The following is a 22,349-nucleotide window of genomic DNA, read 5'->3' on the forward strand; positions in this document are numbered from 1 at the left end:
CCCCGCCGCGACACCGTGGTGGTGGCGTCGGTGTCGTGCATCTACGGCCTGGGCACCCCGCAGGAGTACGTGGACCGGATGGCGCGGCTCCAGGTCGGCATGGAGATCGACCGGGACGAGCTGCTGCGCCGGCTGGTGGAGATGCAGTACACCCGCAACGACACCGCGTTCACCCGCGGCACCTTCCGGGTGCGGGGCGACACCGTGGAGATCATCCCGGTGTACGAGGAGCTGGCGGTGCGCATCGAGATGTTCGGCGACGAGGTCGAGCGCCTGCTGACGTTGCACCCGCTGACCGGGGAGGTGCTGGGCGAGGACGAGGAGGTCTTCCTCTTCCCGGCCTCGCACTACGTGGCCGGGCCCGAGCGGCTGGAGCGGGCGGTCGGCCAGATCGAGGCCGAGCTGTCCGAGCGGCTCTCGGAGCTGGAGGCCCAGGGCAAGCTGCTGGAGGCGCAGCGGCTGCGGATGCGCACCACCTACGACATCGAGATGCTGCGCCAGGTCGGCAGCTGCTCGGGTGTGGAGAACTACTCGCGGCACTTCGACGGCCGCGACCCCGGCAGCGCCCCCAACACCCTGCTGGACTACTTCCCCGAGGACTTCCTGCTGGTCGTCGACGAGTCGCACGTGACCGTGCCGCAGATCGGCGCGATGTACGAGGGCGACGCGGCGCGCAAGCGCACCCTGGTCGACCACGGGTTCCGGCTGCCCTCGGCGATGGACAACCGCCCGCTGAAGTGGGAAGAGTTCCTGGAGCGGATCGGGCAGACGGTGTACCTGTCTGCCACCCCGGGCCCCTACGAGCTGCGCCAGAGCGGCGGCGACGTGGTCGAGCAGGTGATCCGCCCGACCGGGCTGGTCGACCCCGAGGTGGTGGTCAAGCCCACCGACGGCCAGATCGACGACCTGGTGCACGAGATCCAGGAGCGGGCCGGGCGCCAGGAGCGGGTGCTGGTGACCACGCTGACCAAGAAGATGGCCGAGGACCTCACCGACTACTTCGCCGAGCTGGACATCCGGGTGCGCTACCTGCACAGCGAGGTGGACACGCTGCGCCGGGTGGAGCTGCTGCGCGAGCTGCGGGCCGGCGAGTTCGACGTGCTGGTCGGCATCAACCTGCTGCGGGAGGGCCTGGACCTGCCCGAGGTGTCCCTGGTGGCGATCCTGGACGCCGACAAGGAGGGGTTCCTGCGCTCGGAGACCTCGCTGATCCAGACGATCGGCCGCGCGGCCCGGAACGTGGCGGGGCAGGTGCACATGTACGCCGACACCGTCACCGACTCCATGCGGCGCGCCATCGACGAGACCAACCGGCGCCGGGCCAAGCAGCTGGCCTACAACGACGAGCACGGGATCGACCCGCAGCCGCTGCGCAAGCAGATCGCCGACATCCTCGACTCGCTGGCCCGGGAGGACGTGGACACCCAGGAGCTGATCGGGTCCGGGTACCGCAAGACGCCGACCCCGACGGCGGGCGGCGAGGGGCGCGCGGACGTGTCGCAGATGCCGCGGGCGGAGCTGGCCTCGCTCATCGAGCAGCTGGACGAGCAGATGCACCAGGCCGCCGCGGACCTGCAGTTCGAGCTGGCGGCGCGCCTGCGCGACGAGATCAAGGAACTCAAGCGCGAGCTGCGCGGCATGGACGCTGCCGGCGTGGAGTGAGCCGAGGCGGCCGCCCTGAGGTCGGCGCGGCCGGGCGTGCGTACGCCTGGTCCGCCGCACTGGGGGCCCGTCTGCTGGATGAATCCGGAAGAGCACCGCGGCGTGGAGGGTGAATCCGATGAACGGCCTGCCCCTGAGGGAGGACGAGGGAGCGGCGCATGCGGAAAGTAGTCAACTGACTACAGGTGCCCCTTGTCGGGGGCTGGTTTTTGACAAAGAAATGGTAACGCCCTGAGTTCTCGCAGGTCGAAAAGTGCGAGCCCCACGCCCGTGGGGATGGACCGGCGATGGCCACCTCGCGCAGGAGGTCGGCCGCGCGAGCCCCACGCCCGTGGGGATGGACCGGGCCTCGAGACCCGGATGGACACGATCGCCGGGCGAGCCCCACGCCCGTGGGGATGGACCTCGTCGACACTGCGCCGCCGCGGTCACCGCAGGGTGAGCGCCCGGTAGAGGGCGACGACGGTGGAGGCGCCCACGATCTCACCGCGGTCGATCATCGCTATCGCTTCGTCCAGGGCGAACCAGGCAACGCGCTGGGCTTCGTTGATGTCAGGGGCGGTGTCGGTATGCACGGGTTCTCGGCCGAGGTAGATGATCTGGGGCTGGTCGATCGAGCCGATGGCGGGCTGGAACGTCACCAGGTGCTCCATGCTGCGGGGGAGCCACCCGGTCTCCTCCTCGACCTCCCGGGCGGCCGCGGCGGCGATGTCCTCGGCGTGGTCGACGTAGCCGCCGGGCAGCTCCCACACCCACCGGTCCACGATGAACCGGTGCCGGTACATCAGCAGCACTTGGCTGCCCTCGTTCATGACCAGGGTCATCGCAGCAGGCGGAAGCTTGGCGACGTACTGGGTGAATTTCACGCCGTCGGGGAGTTCGACGTCGACCGTCGTGAGGCGGATGTGGCGGTTCTCGTCGACGAGCTTCTCGCCGTGGATGGTCCATCGGGTGTCAGTCACAGCGACACCCTAGGAGGCGCGGCCCGGCCCGGTCGCACGACGAAGGCCCCGCACGGGCGGGGGCCTGGTGTCCTGGGGGGCCTCAACTGCCTCTCGGGCGGGAGGATTCGTTTCCATGGTTCCGGCTTGTCCCAGCGTAGGCCCCACGCCTGCGGGGATGGATCAGTGGACGGGACGCGCACCGCTCTTCCCGGCCGGGCGGTCACTGGGGGTGGGGGTGCCTGCGCCGGTGTGCAGTAGGTGCGGCGCGTAGGACGGGTTCATGGGGCCGCCTCCTCCTGGACGGTTCGGGCGGCCAGCACCGTCTCCAGCTCGGCCGGGGTGTCCATCGGCGGTGGGGTGGGTACTCCTGGCGCGCGGGGCTGGGCCCAGACCCAGCGGATGCGCCAGGTGGGCATGACCTCGTCCGCGCCGATCGCTCACGTGTGCCCGTAGGCCTCGCGGAGTCGGTCGAGGTGGTCGTGGACGGCCAGGGCGGCCTCCAGCTCGCCGACGGTGCGTCCGACGACCTCCTGGGTGTGCCCGGGGGCCTCGGGGTGGGGGCGCGTGGCGCGTTTCCAGGTCGCATGGCCGGAGGGGCTGCGCTTCTGTCCGAGGCGCCACCCGCTCACTGGGGGCCTGCCTGCTGGGGCACCGGCCGCCCGTACCGGGGGCCGGGGGCGGCCATCTGCACGCGGAGCCCGTCGGCGGTCTCGGCCATGAGAGTGGGCGTCAGGTCAGTGCGCTCGGGCGGGGGGTTGGCCATCCACATTCCCGGGGTCCCGTCGGGGCGCTTCGCTCGCCACACCCGCCAGCGGGGGAAGTCGCGCCGCAGCCTCTCGTCTTCATCCGCGGAGAGGGCGGGGGGAGTCTGCTTCATGTCGTCAGCTTCCGTAGAGCCGGGGCCGCGCCCCGGGGCCAGTGCAGGCCGGGGCCTTTGCACGCCATGATCCGGACCAGGCCACGGACACCGCATCGACACTGCGAGACATCTACCGACATCTAGCGGCCAAGCCTCTGACGCAAGGTGTCCGAAAGTGCCACGATGGGCCCATGCCGGTGAACGAACGACTTCGCCGAGCGATCCACCGGTCCGGCCTCGACATCGGCGGGCTCGCCGAAGCGTCGGGCGTCTCCACCAAATCGGTGGAGCGGTGGATCGCCGGATCGACCCCCCACCCGCGCACCCGCTACCGGGTCGCCGCGATCCTGCAGGAGGACGAGTCATACCTGTGGCCCGGCGCCGTCGACGGCGCCTCCCTGGCCGGGGCCGAGCTGGTCGCCGCCTACCCCCGCCGCTCGGACGTGCCGCGCCATCTGTGGACCGAGCTGCTGCGCGCGGCCGAGCGTGACGTGTGCCTGCTCGCCTACGCCGGCCTGTGGCTCACCGAGGAGCACGCCGACTGGATGCCTACGTTGGCGGCCAAGGCCCGGGCAGGGGCGCGGGTGCGGCTGCTGCTGGGCGACCCCGATGGGGCGCAGCTCGCGGCGCGCGACTCCGAGTATCAGATCGGGGGAGGGGTGGCCGGGCGGGTGGCGGCGGTGACGGCCTACTACCAGCAGCAGATGCCGCCGGAAGTGGAGATCCGCCTGCACGACACCCCGCTGTACAACAGCATCTACCGGTTCGACGACGAGCTGCTGGTCAACGCGCACGTGTACGGCATTCTCGCCGCGCACACCCCGGTGATGCACTTCCGCAGGATGGACGGCGCGTACTTCCATACCTACGTGGAGAGCTACGAGCGGGTGTGGGCCTCGGCCCGCCCGCTCGGGGGAACGGAGGAGACGTGAGCAAGGCGTCCAGGCGCGTCGACCACTGGCAGGACCCCCAGGCCCCGAAGCCGACGTCGCGCAAGACCTCGGCGTCGGCGTTCGTGCAGGACGAGGCCGGGCGGGTGCTGCTGCTCAAACGAGTGGACAACGAGTTGTGGACCATCCCCACCGGTGCGGTGAAAAAGGGCGAGTCCGTGGGGCAGGCCGCGGTGCGCGAGTGCCGAGAGGAGACCGGGCTCGACATCGAGATCGTGGGCCTGGTCGGGGTGTTCTCCACTCCGGATCACGTGATCGCCTATTGGCACGGCGACAGGCTCGACGAGGTGCGCCAGCCCATCAACATTTGCGTGCGCGGCCGTGTGGTCGGCGGTCAGGTCACCCCCGAGCCGGAGGAGGCGATGGAGGTGCGGTGGGTGGCCCCGGGGGAGATCGAGGGCTACCCGGTGGCACCGGCGCTGCGGTTGCGCATCGATCACGGGCTGTCGGGCGGAGAGCCTTACATCGCGTGAGGCGACCGCGGACACGACGAAGGCCCCCGCGGGGGCCTGGTGTTCTGGGGGCCTCAATCATCTCTCGGGCGGGAGGGGGCGTTTCCGCGGTTCCGGCGTGTCCCGGCGCGAGCCCCACGCGCGTGGGGATGGACCGTCGAGCAGCCCGTCGAACCCCCGCGACGCGCCGCGAGCCCCACGCCCGTGGCTGTTCGAGTGGGAGAACCCCCCGGGAGACTCCGATGTCTCCCGTCGAGGCACAGCAGCAGTCGGCACTGGCGACGTGGCCCGCCTGCACACCGCCCGCCAGCGCTACGAAGAGATGTACCGGCGGGCCGGCGGCATACCGGTCCGCCCGCGCCTCACGAGGTTCCTCGCCGACCAGGTCGCCCCGGCACTCTCCGGCGCCTACTCCGACGAGACCGGACGCCCTCTGCGCCGCACCGCAGGGTCCCTCACCGCTCTGGCCGGGATCTGCGCCTACGACGCCTCCCGTCAGGCCCTGGCGCAGCGGTACTTCCTTGCGGCGCTGCGCATGGCCAAGGCGAGCGGTGACCGGCGCTTCGGCGGGTACGTCGTGGCCCTGCTGGCGAACCAGGCCATGGCCGCCGCCGAGTACCGGCTGGTGATCCAGTACTGCGAGACGGCGCTGCGGGCCGCCCGCGGCGACCTGACCCCGGCCCTGGTCTCCGACCTGTGCACCATGCAGGCCCGCGCCTACGCCCGTCTGGGCGACCACCAGGCCTGCCACGGGCAGATGACCCGCGCCGAGACCGCGGCCGGTCACATCCGCCGCGACGAGGAGCCCACGGAGACGAGCTATGTGCAGGACGGCCTGGTGCAGACCCAGCATGCCGAGGCGCTGCGCCGGCTCGGCGATCTGAGCGCGGCGGAGGAGTACGCGTGGGAGGCGGTGCGCACGGCCGAAGGGGCGCATCTGCGTGGCCAGGTGCACCGCCATGCCGGGTTGGCGATGATCCGCGCGCAGGACGGGCGGGTGGATGAGGCGCTGCCGCCTGCCAGGGCGATGCTGGAGCGGGTGCGCGGTATGGAGTCGGGCAGGTTGCACGATCGGGTGCGGTCGGTGCGGAGCGTGTTGGTCGGCCGGTCGTCGGAGCCGGAGGTGCGGGACTTCGCCGAGCGGTGCGAAGAGGAGCTGCGGCTGGGCCTGTGATTGGGTGGCCGCGTTACCTGTCGACGATGCTGGGGAGTAGCCGTGCGCTGGACCGTCCACTCCGAGGAAGAGCTTTACCGGAACCAGTGGCTGGACATCCGGGTCGCGGATGTGGAGATCACGGGCGGTCGGCATCTTCAGCACCGGGTGATGCGCACTGGACCGGGGGCCGGCGCGGTCGTGCTGAACGACGCCGGAGAGGTGCTGTTGGAGTGGCGGCACCGCTTCATCCCCGACACCTGGGGCTATGAGGTCCCGATCGGCGGCATTCACGACGGCGAGACGGCCGAGGCCGCGGCGGCCCGGGAGGTCGAGGAGGAGACCGGGTGGAGGCCGGGCCCGTTGCGCCCGCTGGTGTACGTCCAGCCCACCCCGGGCATCTCCGACTCTGAGCACCACATCTTCTTCGCCGACACCGCCGAGCACGTCGGGGACCCGGCTGAGGACTGGGAGGCCGAGCGCATCGAGTGGGTGCCGCTGGCCGATGTGCCGAAGCTGGTGGCCGGGCGCAAGATCGTTTCGGGGACGTCGATGACGGCGCTCCTGTACTTGTACGGGGCGGGCCGCCCGAGCTGACACGGGTCAGGGTTCCGCCGCTGCCTGGGCGGGACCCTTGTGGCGCGTTGGGCACCAGGCCCCCGCGGGGCGGGGCCTGGGGGCCTCAATCACTTCTCGGGCGGGAGGACCCGTTTCCACGGTTCCGGCTTGTCCCAGCACGAGCCTCACGCCCGTGGGGACGGGCCCGCCTCTCCGGGGTGGTGTCCGCGCTGTGAAAGGAGTGGGAAATCCCCCTGTTGAGCGGGTGCCGCCGGATCCGGTCGTCGTGGTGTCGAGTACGGTGGCGTCTGACGGGAAATATCCGAAACGGGATTGCATCGAATCGGATAGGTAACGGTATTCGGCGTTCTGCCCGGTACGTCCGTGGTCGGGCGCTAGACTCGTCGCGGTCGGCGGACGACGGTCCGTCACCACCCGGTGCACGTTCCGTAAGGACACGGGCCGCGTCCGGGAGGTCTCACTGTGCGAGGCCCCGCGGAGGCGGCCGGCGGTCAGGGAGGGTGGAGGATGAGCGGCTATGTCGCGCGCGTGCGCCGCGGCGACCTGCCCGGGCGCGGGAGCGCGTACGAGGCGCTGGCCGAGTCGGCCGCGCTGCGCTGGGCCGCGGTCGACCCCCTGCTGCCCGCGCCGCCGCGTCCGCGCCGCGCCGGGGACACCCTGCTGACCGTCAGCGACGAGGCGGGCCGGACCGTGGCCGCCGGCACCATGCGCTACTCCTGGTACCAGCCGGGCGAGGTGGGCCGCACCTGGGGGATGCCCGACCAGCACTGGCTCACCCCGGTGGTCGGCGGCCCCGAGCCCGAGCGGGCCCTGGACTCGCTGCTGACCAGTTGGAAGGAGCAGTTGGAGGCCCAGCCCGGCGGGACCGGAGGGGAGTCCTCGGCCCTGCTGACCTGGCCCTCCCGCGACGTGTGCGGCATCGCCCCGCTGCAGCGGCACGGTCTGCAGCCCTACAGCGTGCTCTCGGTCCGCCCGCGCGGACGCGGGGTGCCGCCGTCGCTGCCGCCGCGCGACGTGGCGATCCGGATGGCCGACCGCCAGGACCTGACCCCGGCGGTGGCGCTGCTGATGGAGCAGCACCGCTACGAGGAGCGCTTCGGCGGGGTGTTCGTGCAGCCGGAGACGCCCGAGCAGACCCGCGGTGTGCTGACGGCGGCGCTGAACCGCCGCCCCTCCTGGATCTGGGTGGCCGAGCGCCGGGGCCGGCTGGTGGGCCTGGTGTGGGCCACGCCCCCGCAGCGGGCGCGGTGGACCGGCCCGCTGGTGGCGGCGGCCTCGGCGGCGCACATCGGCTACGGCATCGTCACCGAGGGGGAGCGCGGCCGGGGCATCGGCACGGCGCTGGTGGAGCAGGCGCACCAGGCCCTGGACAGCAGCGGGGCCGAGGTGGCGCTGCTGGACCACTCCCTGATGAACCCGCTGTCCACCCCCTTCTGGGCCCGGGTGGGGTACCGCCCGCTGTGGACCACCTGGGAGGCGCGTCCGGCCGTGGCCATGCGCTGATTCCGCCTCGGCGGGCCCCGCGCAGGCGGCGTGCGGATCGGCCCGGTGGCCGGCGCCGCCCCGCTGACGGGCGCGGATGCGCCCCGCCGGGACGCGACCGTGCCGTCGGGCGGGTCGGGGCCTGTTATCCTGGTGGCCCGTGGAGTCCGAGGCCCGGAGCGGAAGACCGCCGGGACCGCGAGGGCGCCGCACGGTCGCCCGTCCTCGTTCGGGCGCTCCGCAGCCATTCGACCACGGGAGCAACACTTGGCATCCGCCGCGAGCACTAAACACCTCTTCGTCACCGGCGGCGTCGCCTCAAGCCTCGGCAAGGGCCTGACCGCGTCCAGTCTCGGCCGGCTGCTGAAGTCGCGCGGTCTGCGGGTCACCATGCAGAAGCTGGACCCCTACCTGAACGTCGACCCCGGGACGATGAACCCCTTCCAGCACGGAGAGGTGTTCGTCACCGACGACGGGGCGGAGACCGACCTCGACATCGGCCACTACGAGCGCTTCCTCGACACCGAGCTGTCGGGGACGGCCAACGTCACCACCGGCCAGATCTACTCCAGCGTGATCGCCAAGGAGCGCCAGGGCGCCTACCTGGGCGACACCGTCCAGGTGATCCCGCACATCACCAACGAGATCAAGGCGCGCATCTACGCGATGGAGTCCGCCGGCGTCGACGTGGTGATCACCGAGATCGGCGGCACCGTCGGCGACATCGAGTCGCTGCCGTTCCTGGAGGCGGTGCGCCAGATCCGCCACGAGATCGGCCGGGACAACTGCTTCTTCCTGCACGTGTCCCTGGTGCCCTACCTGGCGCCCTCCGGTGAGCTCAAGACCAAGCCCACCCAGCACTCGGTGGCGGCGCTGCGCAACATCGGCATCCAGCCCGACGGGCTGGTGTGCCGGTCGGACCGCCCCATCCCCGACGCCATGAAGTCCAAGATCAGCCTCATGTGCGACGTGGACGAGGGCGGCGTGATCTCCTGCCCCGACGCCCCCTCCATCTACGACATCCCCAAGGTCGTGCACCGCGAGGGCCTGGACGCCTACGTGGTCCGCCGCCTGGGCCTGGCCTTCCGGGACGTGGACTGGAGCGAGTGGGACGACCTGCTGGGCCGGGTGCACAACCCCGCCAACGAGGTCACCATCGCCCTGGTCGGCAAGTACATCGACCTGCCCGACGCCTACCTGTCGGTCACCGAGGCGCTGCGCGCCGGCGGCTTCGGCGAGGACACCCGGGTCAACATCCGCTGGGTGGCCAGCGACGACTGCCAGACCCCCGAGGGCGCCCGCCGGGAGCTGGAGGGCGTGGACGGGGTCCTGGTGCCGGGCGGCTTCGGCGTGCGCGGCATCGAGGGCAAGCTGGGCGCGATCCGCCACGCCCGGGAGAACCGCATCCCGCTGCTGGGCATCTGCCTGGGCCTGCAGTGCATGGTGGTCGAGTACGCGCGCACCGTCGCCGGGATCGAGGGCGCCAACAGCGCCGAGTTCGACGACAAGGCCGGCGAGCAGGTCATCGCGACCATGGCCGACCAGGCCGACGTGATCTCCGGCGATCGCGACATGGGCGGCACCATGCGGCTGGGCCTGTACCCGGCCGACCTGGCCGAGGGGTCGCTGGTGCGCCAGGTGTACGGCAAGGCGCGGGTCTCCGAGCGCCACCGGCACCGCTTCGAGGTCAACAACGCCTACCGGGGCCGGCTGGAGGAGGCCGGCCTGGTCTTCTCGGGCCTGTCGCCCGACGGCCGCCTGGTGGAGTACGCCGAGCTGCCGCAGGAGGAGCACCCCTTCTTCGTGGCCACCCAGGCCCACCCGGAGCTGCGCTCCCGGCCGACCCGCCCGCACCCGCTGTTCTCCGGCCTGGTGGCGGCCGCCCTCAAGCGCTCGGCTGAGGCGCGCGCCTGATGGCCGCCTCCTGGGGCGACAAGCTCGCCGACCTGCCCGAGGACCGCGCGACCGTGGCGCGCGAGGTGCCCTTCCGGGGCGCCAAGACGCGGGTGCACGTGGACCGGCTGGTGCTGCCCGGTGCCGACGGCCCCGAGGAGGTCGCCCGCGAGTACCTGGTGCACCCGGGTGCGGCGGCGGCGCTGGCTCTGGACGAGGCCGGCCGGGTGCTGCTGGTGCACCAGTACCGGCACGCGGTGGGCGAGCGGCTGTGGGAGCTGCCGGCGGGGGTGCGCGACGAGGAGGGCGAGGCCCCGGTCCGCACCGCCGCGCGCGAGCTGGAGGAGGAGGCCGGGCACCGCGCCGAGCGCTGGTTCGAGCTGGCCGACTTCTATCCCTCGCCGGGCTTCTCCACCGAGCGCATCCAGGTGTTCCTGGGGCGCGGCGTGAGCCCGGTCCCCGCGGCCGAGCAGACGTTCCAGCGGGTGCACGAGGAGGCCGACCTGCGGCCCGAGTGGGTGCCGCTGGAGGAGGCGGTGCGCGCGGTGGCCGAGGGCCGGGTGCGCAACGGCGCCTCGGTGGTGGGCCTGCTGGCGGCGGCCGCCGCCGAGCGCGACGGGTTCGCCTCGCTGCGCCCGGCGCTGTAGCCGGAGCCGCCCCGGGCGGCGCGTCGACGACGCACGACGCCGGTGCCGCGGCCCCGTACGGGGCCGCGGCACCGGCGCTCGCGTGCCCTTCGGGCCTGAGGCGCGCCCCTATGGCATCATCTGTCCCGGAAACGCGGGGAGCCGGGTGATGACGACGAGCGCCGAGCACGGGACCAGGGCGGACCGGAGTGAAGCCGCCGCTGCGGTGGGTACCTATCTCGACCACCTGGCCGTCGAGCGCGGGCTGGCGGCCAACACCCTCGCCTCCTACAGGCGCGACCTGCGACGGTACGTGCTCCACCTGGATGCGCGGGGCCTGGGGTCGCTGGCCGAGGTGGGGGCCGAGGACGTGTCGGCGTTCCTGCGCGCGCTGCGCGAGGGGGACGAGGACCATCCCCCGCTCGGCGGGAATTCGGCGGGCCGGGCCGTGGTGGCGGTCCGGGGCCTGCACCGCTTCGCTTTCCGGGAGGGGCTGGCCCCCGCCGACCCCGCCGCGGAGGTGAGCCCTCCCCGACCCATGCGGCGGCTGCCCAAGGCGGTCCCGCTGGAGGACATCGAGGCCCTGCTGGCGGCGGCCGGGGGAGAGGGCGACCCGCGCGCGCTGCGCGACCGTGCCCTGCTCGAACTGCTCTACGGCACGGGCGCCCGCATCTCCGAGGCGGTCGGGCTGGACGTGGACGACGTGACCGGTCCGGCCCCGCCCGGTGTCGAGGACGGCGGGGTGGTGCGCTTCCGGGGCAAGGGCGGCAAGGAGCGCATGGTGCCGGTGGGCCGGTTCGCCCGGGAGGCGGTCCAGGCCTACCTGGTGCGGGGCCGGCCCGCGCTGGCCGCATCGGGCCGGGGCGCCTCGGCCCTGTTCCTCAACGCGCGCGGGGGGCGGCTGACCCGGCAGGGCGCCTGGGCGGTGCTCCGGGCGGCCGCCGAGCGCGCGGGGCTGCGCGACGTCTCCCCGCACACCCTGCGGCACTCCTTCGCCACCCACCTCATCGATGGGGGCGCGGACGTGCGCGTGGTGCAGGAGCTGCTGGGGCACGCCTCGGTCAGCACCACTCAGGTGTACACGCTCGTGACCGTCGACCGGCTGCGCGAAGTGTACGCGGCCGGGCATCCCAGGGCCCGCCGCTGACGGGATTCCGTGTCCGACAAGTGCGGCACACGGGGGTCCTGGGCGCGTAGAGTGTCGCGTTGAATCACCCCGTGCGGACGTTCTAGAGTCGCCGCACGACGGTAGGCCGCTGTCGACATGGCGAGTTGTTTCCGACGGCCGGCCGCGAGGCGGGCCCACCGGGCCCGGGCAGCCGGTCCGTAGGGAGGTCAAAGGGTTGTGAGCTGGTCGCGATACGACGATGCGGAGGCGGGAGCCCCCATCGACGACGAGATGCAGGGCGCGGCGGCGAGCAGCCCGTGGGGGGAACCGCGCAGCACGGGGGACGAACTGCAGACCAAGAGAGCGAAGCCGAGCTTTCCGGATCCGGAGCCGCTGGACCGCCACGGTCCGGCCCGGATCGTGGCACTGTGCAACCAGAAGGGCGGGGTCGGCAAGACCACGACCACCATCAACCTCGGGGCGGCGATCGCCGAGTTCGGGCGGCGGGTGCTGCTCGTCGACTTCGACCCGCAGGGCGCGCTGTCGGTCGGCCTGGGCCGACTGGACCCGCGCGAGCTGGACCTGACCGTCTACAACCTGCTGATGCAGCGCGACGTCACGGTCGAGGACGTGCTGCTCAAGACGGACGTGGACGGGCTGGACCTGATCCCGAGCAACATCGACCTGTCGGCCGCCGAGGTGCAGCTGGTCGGCGAGGTCGCCCGTGAGCAGATGCTGGCGCGCGCGCTGAGACCGGTGATGGACGACTACGACGTCGTGCTCATCGACTGCCAGCCGTCGCTGGGCCTGCTCACCGTCAACGCGCTCACCGCCGCCGACGGCGTGGTGGTGCCGCTGGAGTGCGAGTTCTTCGCGCTGCGCGGTGTGGCGCTGCTGATGGACACCATCGAGAAGGTGCAGGAGCGCCTGAACGAAGACCTGGTCATCGACGGGTTCCTGGGCACCATGTACGACCCGCGCACGCTGCACGCGCGCGAGGTGCTCTCCACCATCGTGGAGGGCTTCGGGGACAAGGTGTACGGCACGGTGATCAACCGGACCGTCCGCTTCCCCGACGCCACGGTGGCCGGGGAGCCGATCACCCGCTTCGACACCTCGTCGGCGGGTGCGTCCGCCTATCGCGATCTTGCGAAGGAGGTGCTGGCCCGGTGGGCAAACAGCGATCACGCCGTGTGACGCTGCCCGGTGCGGACGAACTGTTCTTCCGGTCGTCCGAGCCGCCCGCCCCAGAGCCTGCACCCGACCGCGCGGGGGGACCCCCCGCACCGGCGACGGGGGCCGACGACACGGTCTCCGGGGGTTCTGTGCGGCGTTCGTCGACTCCGCAGAGTAGTGACCCGGTGGCGGAAAGTGTCGATGCGGGTCGTGCCGACGTGGGCGGCGCCGGTGCCGGGAGCGCCGAGACGGGTGGAGCGGACCGGGACGGCGGCGGGCAGGCGGCCGCCGAGGCGCCCGCGGGCGCGCCGGCGGCGCCGAAGAAGGCGCCCCGGCCCAGCGGGCGGCAGCGCCACGACGAGAAGATCACCGTGTACATCTCGGCGCCGGAGCTGCTCGCGCTGGAGCAGGCCCGGCTGACGCTGCGGGCCGAGCACGGCCTGGCCGCCGACCGCGGGCGCATCGTGCGCGAGGCCGTGGCGGTGCTGCTCGCCGACTTCGACGAGAACGGCGGCGAGAGCGTGCTCGTGCGGCGGCTGACCGGCTGAGACGGGACGGGCACCGCCGCGGCGGTGCCACTCTAGAGGGATGACCGAAGAGCGCACCGAGGAGGAGGCCGCCGGCGACGGCGGCTTCCTGGTGCACCTGGACAACTTCGAGGGGCCGTTCGACCTCCTCCTCGGGCTGATCTCCAAGCACAAGCTGGACATCACCGAGGTCGCCCTGTCCAAGGTCACCGACGAGTTCATCGCCTACATCAAGGCGCACGAGGACTCCTTCGACCTTGACCAGGCGAGCCACTTCCTGCTGGTGGCGGCCACGCTGCTGGACCTGAAGGCGGCGCGGCTGCTGCCACGGGGGGACGTGGAGGACGAAGAGGACCTGGCGCTCCTGGAGGCGCGGGACCTGCTGTTCGCCCGGCTGCTGCAGTACCGGGCCTACAAGCAGGTCGCCGCGCTGCTCGAAGAGCGCTTCTCCGCCCAGGGGCGCCGGTTCGCGCGCGCGGTGGCGCTGGAGCCGCGCTTCGCCGAGGCGCGGCCGGACGTCATGCTCAAGCTGGGCCCGCAGGAGTTCGCCGCGCTGGCGGCCCGGGTGTTCACCCCGAAGGAGCCGCCGAGCGTCCCGGTGACCCACATCCACCAGCCCAAGACCTCGGTGCGCGAGCAGGGGGCCCAGGTGGTGGAGGCGCTGCGCGCGGCCGGGGAACTGACGTTCGCCGAGCTGACGGCCGAGTGCGAGGGTACCTTCGAGGTGGTCGCCCGCTTCCTTGCGCTGCTGGAGCTGTACCGGGCGGCCAATGTGGGCTTCGACCAGCCCGAGCCGCTGGGCGAGCTGCTGGTGCGCTGGACCGGTGACACCGTCGGCGAGGTGGACGTGAGCGACGAGTACGAGGACGCCGGCCCCGGGGACGGGGCGGACGGCGGAGGGGAGCGCGGGTGACCGCGGGACAGGACACCGCTGAGGCGGCCGGGGCACAGGCGGCCGAGGAGGGAACGGCCGAGGCACGGGCGCGGGAGGCCGACCCGCTGCTGCGGCGCGACCTCGAGGCGGTGCTCATGGTGGTGGACCAGCCGGTGCCCGCCTTCGACCTGGCGCGCGGGCTCGGTCGGACGCTGGACGATGTGGCCGGCGCCCTTGAGGAGCTCTCCCGGGAGTACACCGACCAGGGACGCGGGTTCGACCTGCGTCAAGTCGCCGAGGGCTGGCGGATCTACACCCGTCCGGAATGCGCAGAGGTCGTCGAGCGGTTCTTGAAGGAGGGCCAGGAGGTCCGGCTGACGCAGGCGGCGCTGGAGACGCTCGCGGTGGTCGCCTACCGGCAGCCGGTCTCCCGGGGAAGGGTCTCCGCGGTCCGCGGTGTGAACTGCGACGGGGTTATGCGTACCCTCGTACTGCGAGGGCTCATCGAGGAAGCGGGCCAGGACCCCGAGTCCGGGGCGCACCTGTACCGCACGACCAGTTACTTCCTCGAACGTCTGGGCCTGCTGAGCCTCGACGATCTTCCGGATCTGGCCCCGTTCCTGCCTGACGACATCGAAGGTATTGACGAAACCGGTGAACACACCACGTAAGAACGACAGGTCCCGCGGTGGCCGGGACTCCTCCGGAGCGCGCGGTGAGCGCGGCCGGGCACCGCGCGGTGAGCGCGGCGACGACAAGTACGAACGTTCCCAGCGCCGCGAAGGCCGGCGCACTGAGCACCGGTCCGAGCCCCGGTCCGGGCGTGAGGGTCGCGGTGGCGACCGGCGCGACGACCGGGGCGCCGAGAGGCGTGAGGGCCGCCGCCCTGAAGGGCGTGAAGGCCGTGAGGGCCGCCGCTTCGACGAGCGGTCCGAACGGTCTCAGCGGTCCGAGCGCTCAGAGCGCTCCGGGCGCGGAGGACGTCCTGGAACGGGCCGGGCGGACCGGCGCGAGGGCGGACGCGGGGCCTACGGCGGCTCCGACCGCGGTGGGCCCGAGCGCAAGGAGCGCTCCGGCCGCCCGGAGCGCGCGGGCCGTCCTGAGCGTTCGGATCGCCAGGACTCGGCGCGCCAGGAGCGCGGCGGCCGCCAGGACCGATCGGGCCGCCCCGACCGTCCTGAGCGTTCCGGGCGCCCCGAAGGCGGGGGCCGCCCTGAGCGCGGAGGACGCCCCGAACGTGCCGGACGCTCCGACCGCACGGACCGCGGCGACCGCACCGGGCGCCCGGGAGGAAAGGGAGGCCCCGCGCGCGGCGACGGCGGCCGTGCGCCGCAGAAGCCCCGCTCGTCGGGAGGCTCCGAGCGTGATCTCTCCCACCGGGCCCGTGCCCGCCTGAAGGCGCTCCGCTCCGAGTTCGACCCGGCCGACGAGGACCGCGTCCCCGACGAGGAGCGCGACTCCTACGAGGGCGTGCCCGGCGGCATCCGGCTGCAGAAGGCCCTGGCCCAGGCCGGGGTGGCCAGCCGCAGGGCCAGCGAGGAGCTGATCGCAGAGGGCAGGGTCAGTGTCGACGGCCAGGTGGTGCGCCGCTTCGGGGCCCGCGTGGACCCCGAGTCCTCGGAGATCCGCGTCGACGGCATGCTCGTCAACACCGCGCCCGACCGGCTGTACTTCGCCCTGAACAAGCCGCGGGGCGTGGTCAGCACCATGTGGGACCCCGAGGGGCGTCCGACGCTGTCCGACTACGCCGGGCAGACCGAGGAGCGCCTGTTCCACGTGGGGCGGCTGGACACCGAGACCGAGGGCCTGATCCTGCTCACCAACGACGGCGAGCTGGCCAACCGGCTCACCCACCCCCGCTACAAGGTCGTCAAGACCTACGTGGCGAAGGTGCCGGGCCCGGTGCCGCGCGAGGTCGTGCGCGCCGTCCGCAAGGGCGTGGAGCTGGAGGACGGGCCCGTCCAGGTGGACTCCTTCCGGGTGGTGGAGAACCACGAGCCCAAGGCGCTGGTGGAGATCCGCCTGCACGAGGGGCGCAAGCACATCGTGCGGCGCCTGATGGAGGCGGTCGACTCCCCGGTGAGCGATCTGGCCCGCACCCAGGTGGGGCCGGTCGGCCTGGGCACCCTCAAGACGGGCACCATGCGCGCCCTGACCGCGCGCGAGGTGAGCGAGCTGTACACGGCCGCGGGCATGTGACCCCCGCCCGTCCGTAGCCGCGGACCCGGGAGCGCCGCGGGGTGGACTCCACCCCGCGGCGCTCGCATGTCGCCCGCCCCAACGCCGGGGGACTCGGGACCTCCCGCTCACCTGGTGGGACGTCGGTTACCCGCAGGGGCGCCCGATGGTGCACAGTTGGGTCGGGCAGACGCGGTTCCGGGGCCGAGGGGCCCAGGCGCCGCCGGAGGAGCAGGAGAGGGACGAGGCCACAGTGGCAGTGCGAGCGATCCGTGGTGCGGTTCAGGTCGACGCCGACGAGCGCGAGCTCGTCATCGAGGCGACCGCCGAGCTGGTGTCGGAGGTGATGCGCCGCAACGGCCTGTCGCCCGACGACGTGATCAGCGTGCTCTTCACCGCCACCACCGACCTCACCTCCGAGTTCCCCGCGCTGGCCGCGCGCAAGGTGGGCTTCTCCGACGTGCCCCTGATGTGCGCGAGCGAGATCGCCGTCCCGCACGGCATGCCGCGGGTGGTCCGGCTCATGGCGCACGTGGAGACCGGCCGCCCCCGCTCCGAGCTGCACCACGTCTACCTGCGCGGCGCCCAGGCCCTGCGCCTGGACATCGCCCAGTGACCCGTGCCCGCGCGGCCGCCGCGGCCCCGGGCGCGCGCCGCCCGGTAGGCTGAGTGTGCGGCCCTGACCTGCGGGCCCACCGAACGACGGAGGGGAAGCGCACACCCATGATCGACCGCGTCGTGGTCATCGGGACCGGGCTGATCGGCACCTCGGTCGCGCTGGCCCTGCGTGGGCGGGGCGTGCGGGTCCACCTGGACGACCCCGACCCGCGCACCCTGCGCATCGCCCGCGACATGGGCGCCGGCGAGGAGCTGGGGGCCGACCCCGGGCCGCCCGCCGACGTCGCCGTGGTCGCCGCGCCCCCGGCCGCCGTGCCCGCCGCCCTGCTGCAGGCCCAGCGCCGCGACCTGGCCCACGTCTACACCGACGCCGCCAGCGTCAAGGCGCGGGTGGCCGGGGAGGCGGAGCGGGCCGGCTGCGACATGGCGTCCTTCGTGCCCGGCCACCCCATGGGCGGCCGGGAGAAGAGCGGTCCCGGCGCCGCCCGCTCCCACCTGTTCGAGGGCCGCTCCTGGGCGCTGTGCCCGACCCCCGCGGCCGCCGCCAAGGCGGTGGAGGCCGTCACCGAGCTGGCCCGGCTGTGCGGGGCCGACCCGGTCGTGATGGACGCCTCCGCGCACGACCGCGCGGTGGCGCTGGTCTCGCACGCCCCCCACCTGGCCTCCTCGGCGGTGGCCGCGCGGCTGGTGGGCGCCGACCCCCAGGCGCTGCGGCTGGCCGGGCAGGGCGTGCGCGACGTCACCCGGATCGCCGGAGGGGACCCGGGGCTGTGGACCGAGATCCTCGGCGGCAACCCGGAGCCGGTGGCCCAGGTGCTGGAGGCCGTGGCCGGCGACCTGTCGGCGGCGGCGGACCTCCTGCGCCAGGAGGGCGGCGCCGGCCTGGAGGGCGTGCGCGACCTGCTGCGGCGCGGGGTGGAGGGCCGCGACCGGATCCCCGGCAAGCACGGGGAGCCCTCGCCGGCCGTCCCCCGCTACACCGAGGTGCCGGTGGTGCTCCCGGACGAGCCCGGCGCCCTGGGCCGCCTGTTCTCGGAGGTGGGCGAGGCCGGCGTCAACATCGAGGACGTGCGCATGGACCACTCGCCGGGCCAGCCGCTGGGGCTGGCGCAGCTGTCGGTCCTTCCCGAGACGGCCGACGGCCTGGTCGCGGCGCTCCGCGCGCGCGGCTGGTCCGTGCACGTCTGAGGCGCCGCGGCGCGCCCCGGGGGAGGCGGTCCGCCGGGCCCGGCGGCTCCGTCGACAGGGCGGAACAGGGGGACCGCGGCTGTAACCTGTTTCGTTGAGATGAGATGGAACCGAACCCCTGGGGAGAGAACCGACGTGAGCGCGCAGGGCAACGCCGGAGCGGGCGCCGAGGGCGCGGCCGGGACGGGCATGGTGATCGCCATCGACGGCCCGTCGGGGTCGGGCAAGTCCAGCACCTCCAAGGGCGTGGCCGCCGCGCGCGGCTTCGAGTATCTCGACACAGGGGCGATGTACCGCGCCATGACCTGGTGGATGATGCACCACCGGGTCGACGTTTCCGACGCGGAGGCCGTCGCCGCCGCCGCGTCGCGGCCGGACATCACCATGGGCACCGATCCGTCGGCCCCCACCGTCCAGGTGGACGGCGCGGACGTGGCCCAGGCGATCAGGACGCAGGAGGTCACCTCCAGCGTCAGCGCCGTCAGCGCCGTGCCGGCGGTGCGTGAGCGGCTCGTGGCCATGCAGCGCGACACGATCGCGCGGGCACGGCGCGAGTCGGGCGGAATCGTCGTCGAGGGGCGCGACATCACCACAGTGGTGGCCCCCGACGCCGCCGTGAAGATCTACCTGACGGCCAGCGCGGAGGCGCGTGCGGAGCGCCGCAGCAAGGAGGTGCGCACCGACGACGTCGAGGCCACCAGGCGCGCGCTGGCCCTGCGCGACCGCTTGGACTCCTCGCGGGAGTCCTCACCGCTCACGCAGACCGAGGACGCCCTGGAGCTGGAGACCAGCGGGCTGGGCCTGCAGGAGGTCATCGACATCGTCGTCGGCCTGGCCGACGAGGCGGAGCAGGGCGCGCAGGCGCAGGCCGCCGCACAGTAGCGGAGGCGCCCGGCCCCGGGGCCGGGCGCACCGCATGCACGACGACCACCCCCGCGGCACGCGTCCCGGGCGCGCGGGGAGACGGAACCGGGAGAGTTCGGAGAACCCATGAGCGAGAACAGCCGTGCCACGGACGAGGCGGCCGCCGCGGCCGCCGAGGGCGAACAGGCGGAGGTCCTGCCGGTCGTCGCCGTCGTCGGACGGCCCAACGTCGGAAAGTCGTCCCTGGTCAACAGGGTGCTGGGGCGCCGTGAGGCGGTCGTGGAGGACGTTCCGGGCGTGACCCGGGACCGGGTGGCCTACGACGCCTCCTGGCTGGGGCGGCCCTTCACCCTCGTCGACACCGGTGGGTGGGAGACCGACGCCGAGGGCATGGCCGCCAGCGTCGCCCGGCAGGCCGAGTACGCGGCCCAGGCCGCCGACGTGGTGCTCTTCGTGGTGGACGCCACGGTCGGGGTCACCGACGCCGACGCGGCGGTCACCCGGGTGCTGCGCACCACCCGCAAGCCGGTGGTGCTGGCCGCCAACAAGGTGGACGGCCCGGCCCAGGAGGCCGAGGCCATGGAGCTGTGGAACCTCGGCGTGGGCGAGCCGGTCGCGGTGTCGGCGCTGCACGGGCGCGGCACCGGCGACCTGCTGGACGCGGTCGCCGCGCACTTCCCCGGCGAGCACGAGGCGGCCGAGCCCGCCCCGGAGGAGGGGCCGCGCCGCATCGCCCTGCTGGGCCGCCCCAACGTCGGCAAGTCCAGCCTGCTCAACCGGCTGGCGGGGGAGGACCGGGTGGTGGTCGACCCGATGGCCGGCACCACCCGCGACGCCGTCGACGAGCTGATCGAGCTGGGCGGGACCACCTGGAAGTTCATCGACACCGCGGGCATCCGGCGCCGCTTCCGCCGGCTGCAGGGCGCCGACTACTACGCCACCATGCGCACGTCCGCGGCGCTGGACCGCGCCGAGGTCGCGGTGGTGCTGATGGACGTCTCCGAGCCGCTGGCCGAGCAGGACATCCGCGTGGTCGAGCAGGTCATGGAGTCGGGCCGGGCGATGGTGCTGGCCTTCAACAAGTGGGACACCCTCGACGAGGACCGCCGCTACTACCTGGAGAAGGAGATCGACCGGCAGCTGTCGCGGGTCTCCTGGGCGCCCCGGGTGAACATCTCGGCCAAGACCGGGCGTCACATGGAGAAGCTGGTGCCGGCGATCGAGACCGGCCTGGCCTCGTGGGACGCGCGGATCCCGACCGGGCGGCTGAACAGCTGGCTCAAGGAGCTGGTCGCGGCGACGCCGCCGCCGGTGCGGGGCGGCCGGCAGCCCAAGATCCTCTTCGCCACCCAGGCCGACGTCCGGCCGCCGCACTTCGTGCTGTTCACCACCGGCTTCCTCGAGGACAACTACCGGCGGTTCATCGAGCGCCGCCTGCGTGAGGACTTCGGGTTCGAGGGCAGTCCGGTCAAGGTCAGCATGCGCATCCGTGAGAAGAAGGGCGGGGGCAAGGCCTCCAAGGGCAGCGTCCGTCCCGACTGGCGGCGCTGAGCGCGCGGGGGCGGCCGATCGGCCGCCCCCGCGCGCGTCCCCGGATCCGATCGCGCCGCAGAGCGCGGGAAATCGAGGTCGGCCGTGTACAAGGTGCTGGTGAGCGCCTGCCTGATGGGGCGCAAGGTGCGCTACGACGGCGGGGCGAAGACGTCGGAGCATCCGGTGCTGGAGCGCTGGCGGGCCGAGCGGCGTCTGGTCCCGCACTGCCCGGAGATCGCGGGCGGGCTCCCGGTGCCGCGCCCTCCGGCGGAGATCGCCGGTGCGGCGGGGGCCGAGGCGGTGCTGGACGGCGCGGCCGCGATCGTCACCCCGGAGGGGGCGGACGTCACCGACCACTTCGTGGCCGGAGCGCGCGCTGCACTGGAGACAGCCCGGAGCCAGGGGGTGCGCCTGGCGGTGTTGAAGGACGGCAGCCCCAGCTGCGGCAGCCGGGCCGTCTACGACGGCTCCTTCTCGGGCGCGAAGGTTCCCGGCCAAGGGGTGACGTCCTATCTGCTCTCGGACAGCGGCATCCCTGTGTTCACCGAGGAGGAGCTGGACGCCGCCGATTCCTTCCTGAAGGATCTGGAGGCAAGAGAGCCGGAGGTCCCCTTCCTCTGAGCGCCGTCGCTTCGCAGAGCGCTCCGGCGGGCGTGTTGCCGCGCAGACTCGCCGGGACCTCGTCGGCGGGATGACACCACGCGCGTAGCGTCCCGTTCCCTGCCCGGAGCTCGGCAGTGGGTCAGCGGAAGTCGTCGGCGTGGTAGCGCGCCCATTGGTCCAGGCTCCTGGCCGGCGAGCCGGTGACGCGCTCGACCGTGTCGGTGACCGCCCCAGGCGCCTCTGACATTCGCGCATAGGCGTCGAGCATCTGCTCCGCCGCGGCCCGTTCCCAGCCCTCGGATGCCATCTCCTCGATGACCTCCCCTCGCGAGGGGACCAGGAGCCGGATCGGCCGGCCGACGGCCCGCCCGATGATCGCCGCCTGCTCCTCGGTCGTCAGCGGCCGGGGGCCGGAGAGCACGTGCCGGGCCCCGTCGTGGCCGTCCCCGATGAGGGCGCGGACGGCCACCTCCGCGGCATCGCGTTCGTCCAACAGCGCGCGGGAGGCGCGGGGGAAGGCATCGCGCACCGTTCCGTGCCGACGGATCTCCGGGGCCCAGCCGAGCAGTGAGGAGGCCAGCCCTCTCGCCCGCACGGCGGTCCACGGGACCCCGGCGCCCTCGACCTCCCTTTCGACGGCCGCGTGCCTGCGGTTGACGGGATCGGTCTGGACGGCGGGGGCGGGCCGGCCGTCGGAGCAGTCCTTCACGCCTGCGGAGGAAAGGTGGACGATTCGGGGCGCGCCGGGCCCGAGTGCGCCGGCAGGAGACCCCGGTGATTCAGCGGGCACGTCCCCCTGGTGCGCGCCCTCTCCGTTGTTGATCTCGGGGAAGTCGGCCTTGTACCGGCCGGTACAAGGCCGACTTCCCCGAGATCAACAACGCGGCCTGCCTGAGGGGCCCGTTGACGGCCCTGACGGCGCCGCGCGTGATCCGATACCGGACCATCCCGGACCCGCCGCCCGGCAAGCAGGCCCGGGGAAGCACCCGCCTCTCCCCGCCGCCGACCACCCCGACCCCAGGCGGCCCGCCGCCCGGCCAGAGCCCGTGAGCGGGGCACCTGCCGGGCCGTCGTTGCCGC

At 73.3% G+C, this 22,349-nt stretch carries 24 protein-coding genes; 19 read left to right on the plus strand and 5 right to left on the minus strand.

The annotated features are described in order from the left end of the window. The coding region (gene uvrB / locus D450_RS0120475; protein WP_017540518.1) for an excinuclease ABC subunit UvrB at positions 1–1,662 on the plus strand (1,662 nt) is incomplete at its 5' end. A 428-nt stretch (positions 1,663–2,090) separates the two neighbouring features. On the opposite strand, the gene D450_RS0120480 is transcribed toward uvrB, so the two are convergent. The 4 genes from D450_RS0120480 to D450_RS0120490 all read right to left on the minus strand — a co-directional run bounded on the left by D450_RS0120480 (position 2,091) and on the right by D450_RS0120490 (position 3,483). Continuing rightward, positions 2,091–2,624: an NUDIX domain-containing protein gene (locus D450_RS0120480; protein WP_017540519.1), complete on the minus strand. Its 534-nt coding sequence runs from the start codon at positions 2,622–2,624 to the stop codon at positions 2,091–2,093. Between the two features lie 260 nt (positions 2,625–2,884). Continuing rightward, the gene (locus D450_RS34830) at positions 2,885–3,022 is read right to left on the minus strand and encodes a hypothetical protein (RefSeq protein ID WP_241483226.1); all 138 of its coding nucleotides are present in this window, start codon (positions 3,020–3,022) and stop codon (positions 2,885–2,887) included. 21 nt (positions 3,023–3,043) lie between these two features. Next, on the minus strand, positions 3,044–3,235 hold the full coding sequence (locus D450_RS34835; protein ID WP_017540520.1) for a hypothetical protein: 192 nt from the start codon (positions 3,233–3,235) through the stop codon (positions 3,044–3,046). Continuing rightward, positions 3,232–3,483, minus strand: coding sequence for a hypothetical protein (locus D450_RS0120490; protein ID WP_017540521.1), 252 nt, complete (start codon positions 3,481–3,483; stop codon positions 3,232–3,234). The genes D450_RS34835 and D450_RS0120490 overlap by 4 nt, the downstream gene beginning before the upstream one ends. A gap of 173 nt (positions 3,484–3,656) precedes the next feature. Between D450_RS0120490 and D450_RS0120495 the strand changes: the two genes are divergently transcribed. The 18 genes from D450_RS0120495 to D450_RS0120585 all read left to right on the plus strand — a co-directional run bounded on the left by D450_RS0120495 (position 3,657) and on the right by D450_RS0120585 (position 21,287). Continuing rightward, the gene (locus D450_RS0120495) at positions 3,657–4,397 is read left to right on the plus strand and encodes a helix-turn-helix domain-containing protein (RefSeq protein ID WP_017540522.1); all 741 of its coding nucleotides are present in this window, start codon (positions 3,657–3,659) and stop codon (positions 4,395–4,397) included. Then, on the plus strand, positions 4,394–4,888 hold the full coding sequence (locus D450_RS0120500) for an NUDIX domain-containing protein (RefSeq protein ID WP_017540523.1): 495 nt from the start codon (positions 4,394–4,396) through the stop codon (positions 4,886–4,888). The genes D450_RS0120495 and D450_RS0120500 overlap by 4 nt, the downstream gene beginning before the upstream one ends. Before the next feature lie 262 nt (positions 4,889–5,150). After that, positions 5,151–6,041, plus strand: coding sequence for a hypothetical protein (locus D450_RS30760; RefSeq protein ID WP_017540524.1), 891 nt, complete (start codon positions 5,151–5,153; stop codon positions 6,039–6,041). 42 nt (positions 6,042–6,083) lie between these two features. Further along, entirely contained in the window at positions 6,084–6,617 is a 534-nt protein-coding gene (locus D450_RS0120510; RefSeq protein WP_017540525.1) for an NUDIX domain-containing protein, read from the plus strand. Between the two features lie 489 nt (positions 6,618–7,106). After that, complete coding sequence (locus tag D450_RS0120515) at positions 7,107–8,102, plus strand: GNAT family N-acetyltransferase (protein WP_017540526.1); 996 nt, start codon at positions 7,107–7,109, stop codon at positions 8,100–8,102. Positions 8,103–8,348: 246 nt separating this feature from the next. After that, positions 8,349–9,995, plus strand: a complete 1,647-nt coding sequence (locus tag D450_RS0120520) for a CTP synthase (protein WP_017540527.1) — start codon at positions 8,349–8,351, stop codon at positions 9,993–9,995. Continuing rightward, a complete protein-coding gene (locus D450_RS0120525) occupies positions 9,995–10,621 on the plus strand; it encodes an NUDIX domain-containing protein (protein ID WP_017540528.1) in 627 nt (208 codons plus the stop codon). The genes D450_RS0120520 and D450_RS0120525 overlap by 1 nt, the downstream gene beginning before the upstream one ends. Positions 10,622–10,769: 148 nt before the next feature. Beyond that, positions 10,770–11,747 (plus strand): site-specific tyrosine recombinase XerD, encoded by a 978-nt coding sequence (locus tag D450_RS0120530; RefSeq protein WP_017540529.1) that lies wholly within the window; start codon positions 10,770–10,772, stop codon positions 11,745–11,747. 198 nt (positions 11,748–11,945) lie between these two features. After that, positions 11,946–12,905 (plus strand): ParA family protein, encoded by a 960-nt coding sequence (locus D450_RS0120535; protein ID WP_017540530.1) that lies wholly within the window; start codon positions 11,946–11,948, stop codon positions 12,903–12,905. Next, positions 12,902–13,432, plus strand: coding sequence for a hypothetical protein (locus D450_RS0120540; protein ID WP_026128671.1), 531 nt, complete (start codon positions 12,902–12,904; stop codon positions 13,430–13,432). The genes D450_RS0120535 and D450_RS0120540 overlap by 4 nt, the downstream gene beginning before the upstream one ends. 40 nt (positions 13,433–13,472) lie before the next feature. Next, the gene (locus D450_RS0120545; protein ID WP_017540532.1) at positions 13,473–14,324 is read left to right on the plus strand and encodes a segregation and condensation protein A; all 852 of its coding nucleotides are present in this window, start codon (positions 13,473–13,475) and stop codon (positions 14,322–14,324) included. After that, complete coding sequence (scpB, locus tag D450_RS0120550; protein ID WP_017540533.1) at positions 14,321–14,956, plus strand: SMC-Scp complex subunit ScpB; 636 nt, start codon at positions 14,321–14,323, stop codon at positions 14,954–14,956. The genes D450_RS0120545 and scpB overlap by 4 nt, the downstream gene beginning before the upstream one ends. Continuing rightward, the gene (locus tag D450_RS32680) at positions 14,940–16,484 is read left to right on the plus strand and encodes a pseudouridine synthase (RefSeq protein WP_083932721.1); all 1,545 of its coding nucleotides are present in this window, start codon (positions 14,940–14,942) and stop codon (positions 16,482–16,484) included. The genes scpB and D450_RS32680 overlap by 17 nt, the downstream gene beginning before the upstream one ends. A 232-nt stretch (positions 16,485–16,716) precedes the next feature. Beyond that, positions 16,717–17,079, plus strand: coding sequence for a chorismate mutase (aroH, locus tag D450_RS0120565; protein WP_026128672.1), 363 nt, complete (start codon positions 16,717–16,719; stop codon positions 17,077–17,079). A 107-nt stretch (positions 17,080–17,186) separates the two neighbouring features. After that, the gene (locus tag D450_RS0120570; RefSeq protein WP_017540537.1) at positions 17,187–18,269 is read left to right on the plus strand and encodes a prephenate dehydrogenase; all 1,083 of its coding nucleotides are present in this window, start codon (positions 17,187–17,189) and stop codon (positions 18,267–18,269) included. Positions 18,270–18,404: 135 nt separating this feature from the next. Beyond that, positions 18,405–19,151 (plus strand): (d)CMP kinase, encoded by a 747-nt coding sequence (cmk, locus tag D450_RS0120575; RefSeq protein ID WP_017540538.1) that lies wholly within the window; start codon positions 18,405–18,407, stop codon positions 19,149–19,151. 108 nt (positions 19,152–19,259) lie between these two features. Then, entirely contained in the window at positions 19,260–20,684 is a 1,425-nt protein-coding gene (gene der, locus D450_RS0120580) for a ribosome biogenesis GTPase Der (protein WP_017540539.1), read from the plus strand. 84 nt (positions 20,685–20,768) lie between these two features. Continuing rightward, on the plus strand, positions 20,769–21,287 hold the full coding sequence (locus D450_RS0120585) for a DUF523 domain-containing protein (RefSeq protein ID WP_017540540.1): 519 nt from the start codon (positions 20,769–20,771) through the stop codon (positions 21,285–21,287). A 121-nt stretch (positions 21,288–21,408) separates the two neighbouring features. On the opposite strand, the gene D450_RS0120590 is transcribed toward D450_RS0120585, so the two are convergent. Then, the gene (locus D450_RS0120590) at positions 21,409–21,978 is read right to left on the minus strand and encodes a Rossmann-fold NAD(P)-binding domain-containing protein (RefSeq protein WP_017540541.1); all 570 of its coding nucleotides are present in this window, start codon (positions 21,976–21,978) and stop codon (positions 21,409–21,411) included. Positions 21,979–22,349 lie beyond the last annotated feature (371 nt).

It is taken from the genome of Nocardiopsis halophila DSM 44494 (assembly GCF_000341245.1).
Taxonomy (GTDB): domain Bacteria; phylum Actinomycetota; class Actinomycetes; order Streptosporangiales; family Streptosporangiaceae; genus Nocardiopsis_A; species Nocardiopsis_A halophila.

Excerpts from the sequence above, each read along its gene's own strand:
- D450_RS0120515 (WP_017540526.1), top strand. The coding sequence starts at position 7,107 with ATGAGCGGCTATGTCGCGCGCGTGCGCCGCGGCGACCTGCCCGGGCGC.
- D450_RS0120570 (WP_017540537.1), top strand. The coding sequence starts at position 17,187 with ATGATCGACCGCGTCGTGGTCATCGGGACCGGGCTGATCGGCACCTCG.
- der (WP_017540539.1), top strand. The coding sequence starts at position 19,260 with ATGAGCGAGAACAGCCGTGCCACGGACGAGGCGGCCGCCGCGGCCGCC.
- D450_RS0120530 (WP_017540529.1), top strand. The coding sequence starts at position 10,770 with ATGACGACGAGCGCCGAGCACGGGACCAGGGCGGACCGGAGTGAAGCC.
- D450_RS34830 (WP_241483226.1), bottom strand. The coding sequence starts at position 3,022 with ATGCCCACCTGGCGCATCCGCTGGGTCTGGGCCCAGCCCCGCGCGCCA.
- D450_RS0120545 (WP_017540532.1), top strand. The coding sequence starts at position 13,473 with ATGACCGAAGAGCGCACCGAGGAGGAGGCCGCCGGCGACGGCGGCTTC.
- D450_RS0120495 (WP_017540522.1), top strand. The coding sequence starts at position 3,657 with ATGCCGGTGAACGAACGACTTCGCCGAGCGATCCACCGGTCCGGCCTC.
- D450_RS0120525 (WP_017540528.1), top strand. The coding sequence starts at position 9,995 with ATGGCCGCCTCCTGGGGCGACAAGCTCGCCGACCTGCCCGAGGACCGC.
- D450_RS0120490 (WP_017540521.1), bottom strand. The coding sequence starts at position 3,483 with ATGAAGCAGACTCCCCCCGCCCTCTCCGCGGATGAAGACGAGAGGCTG.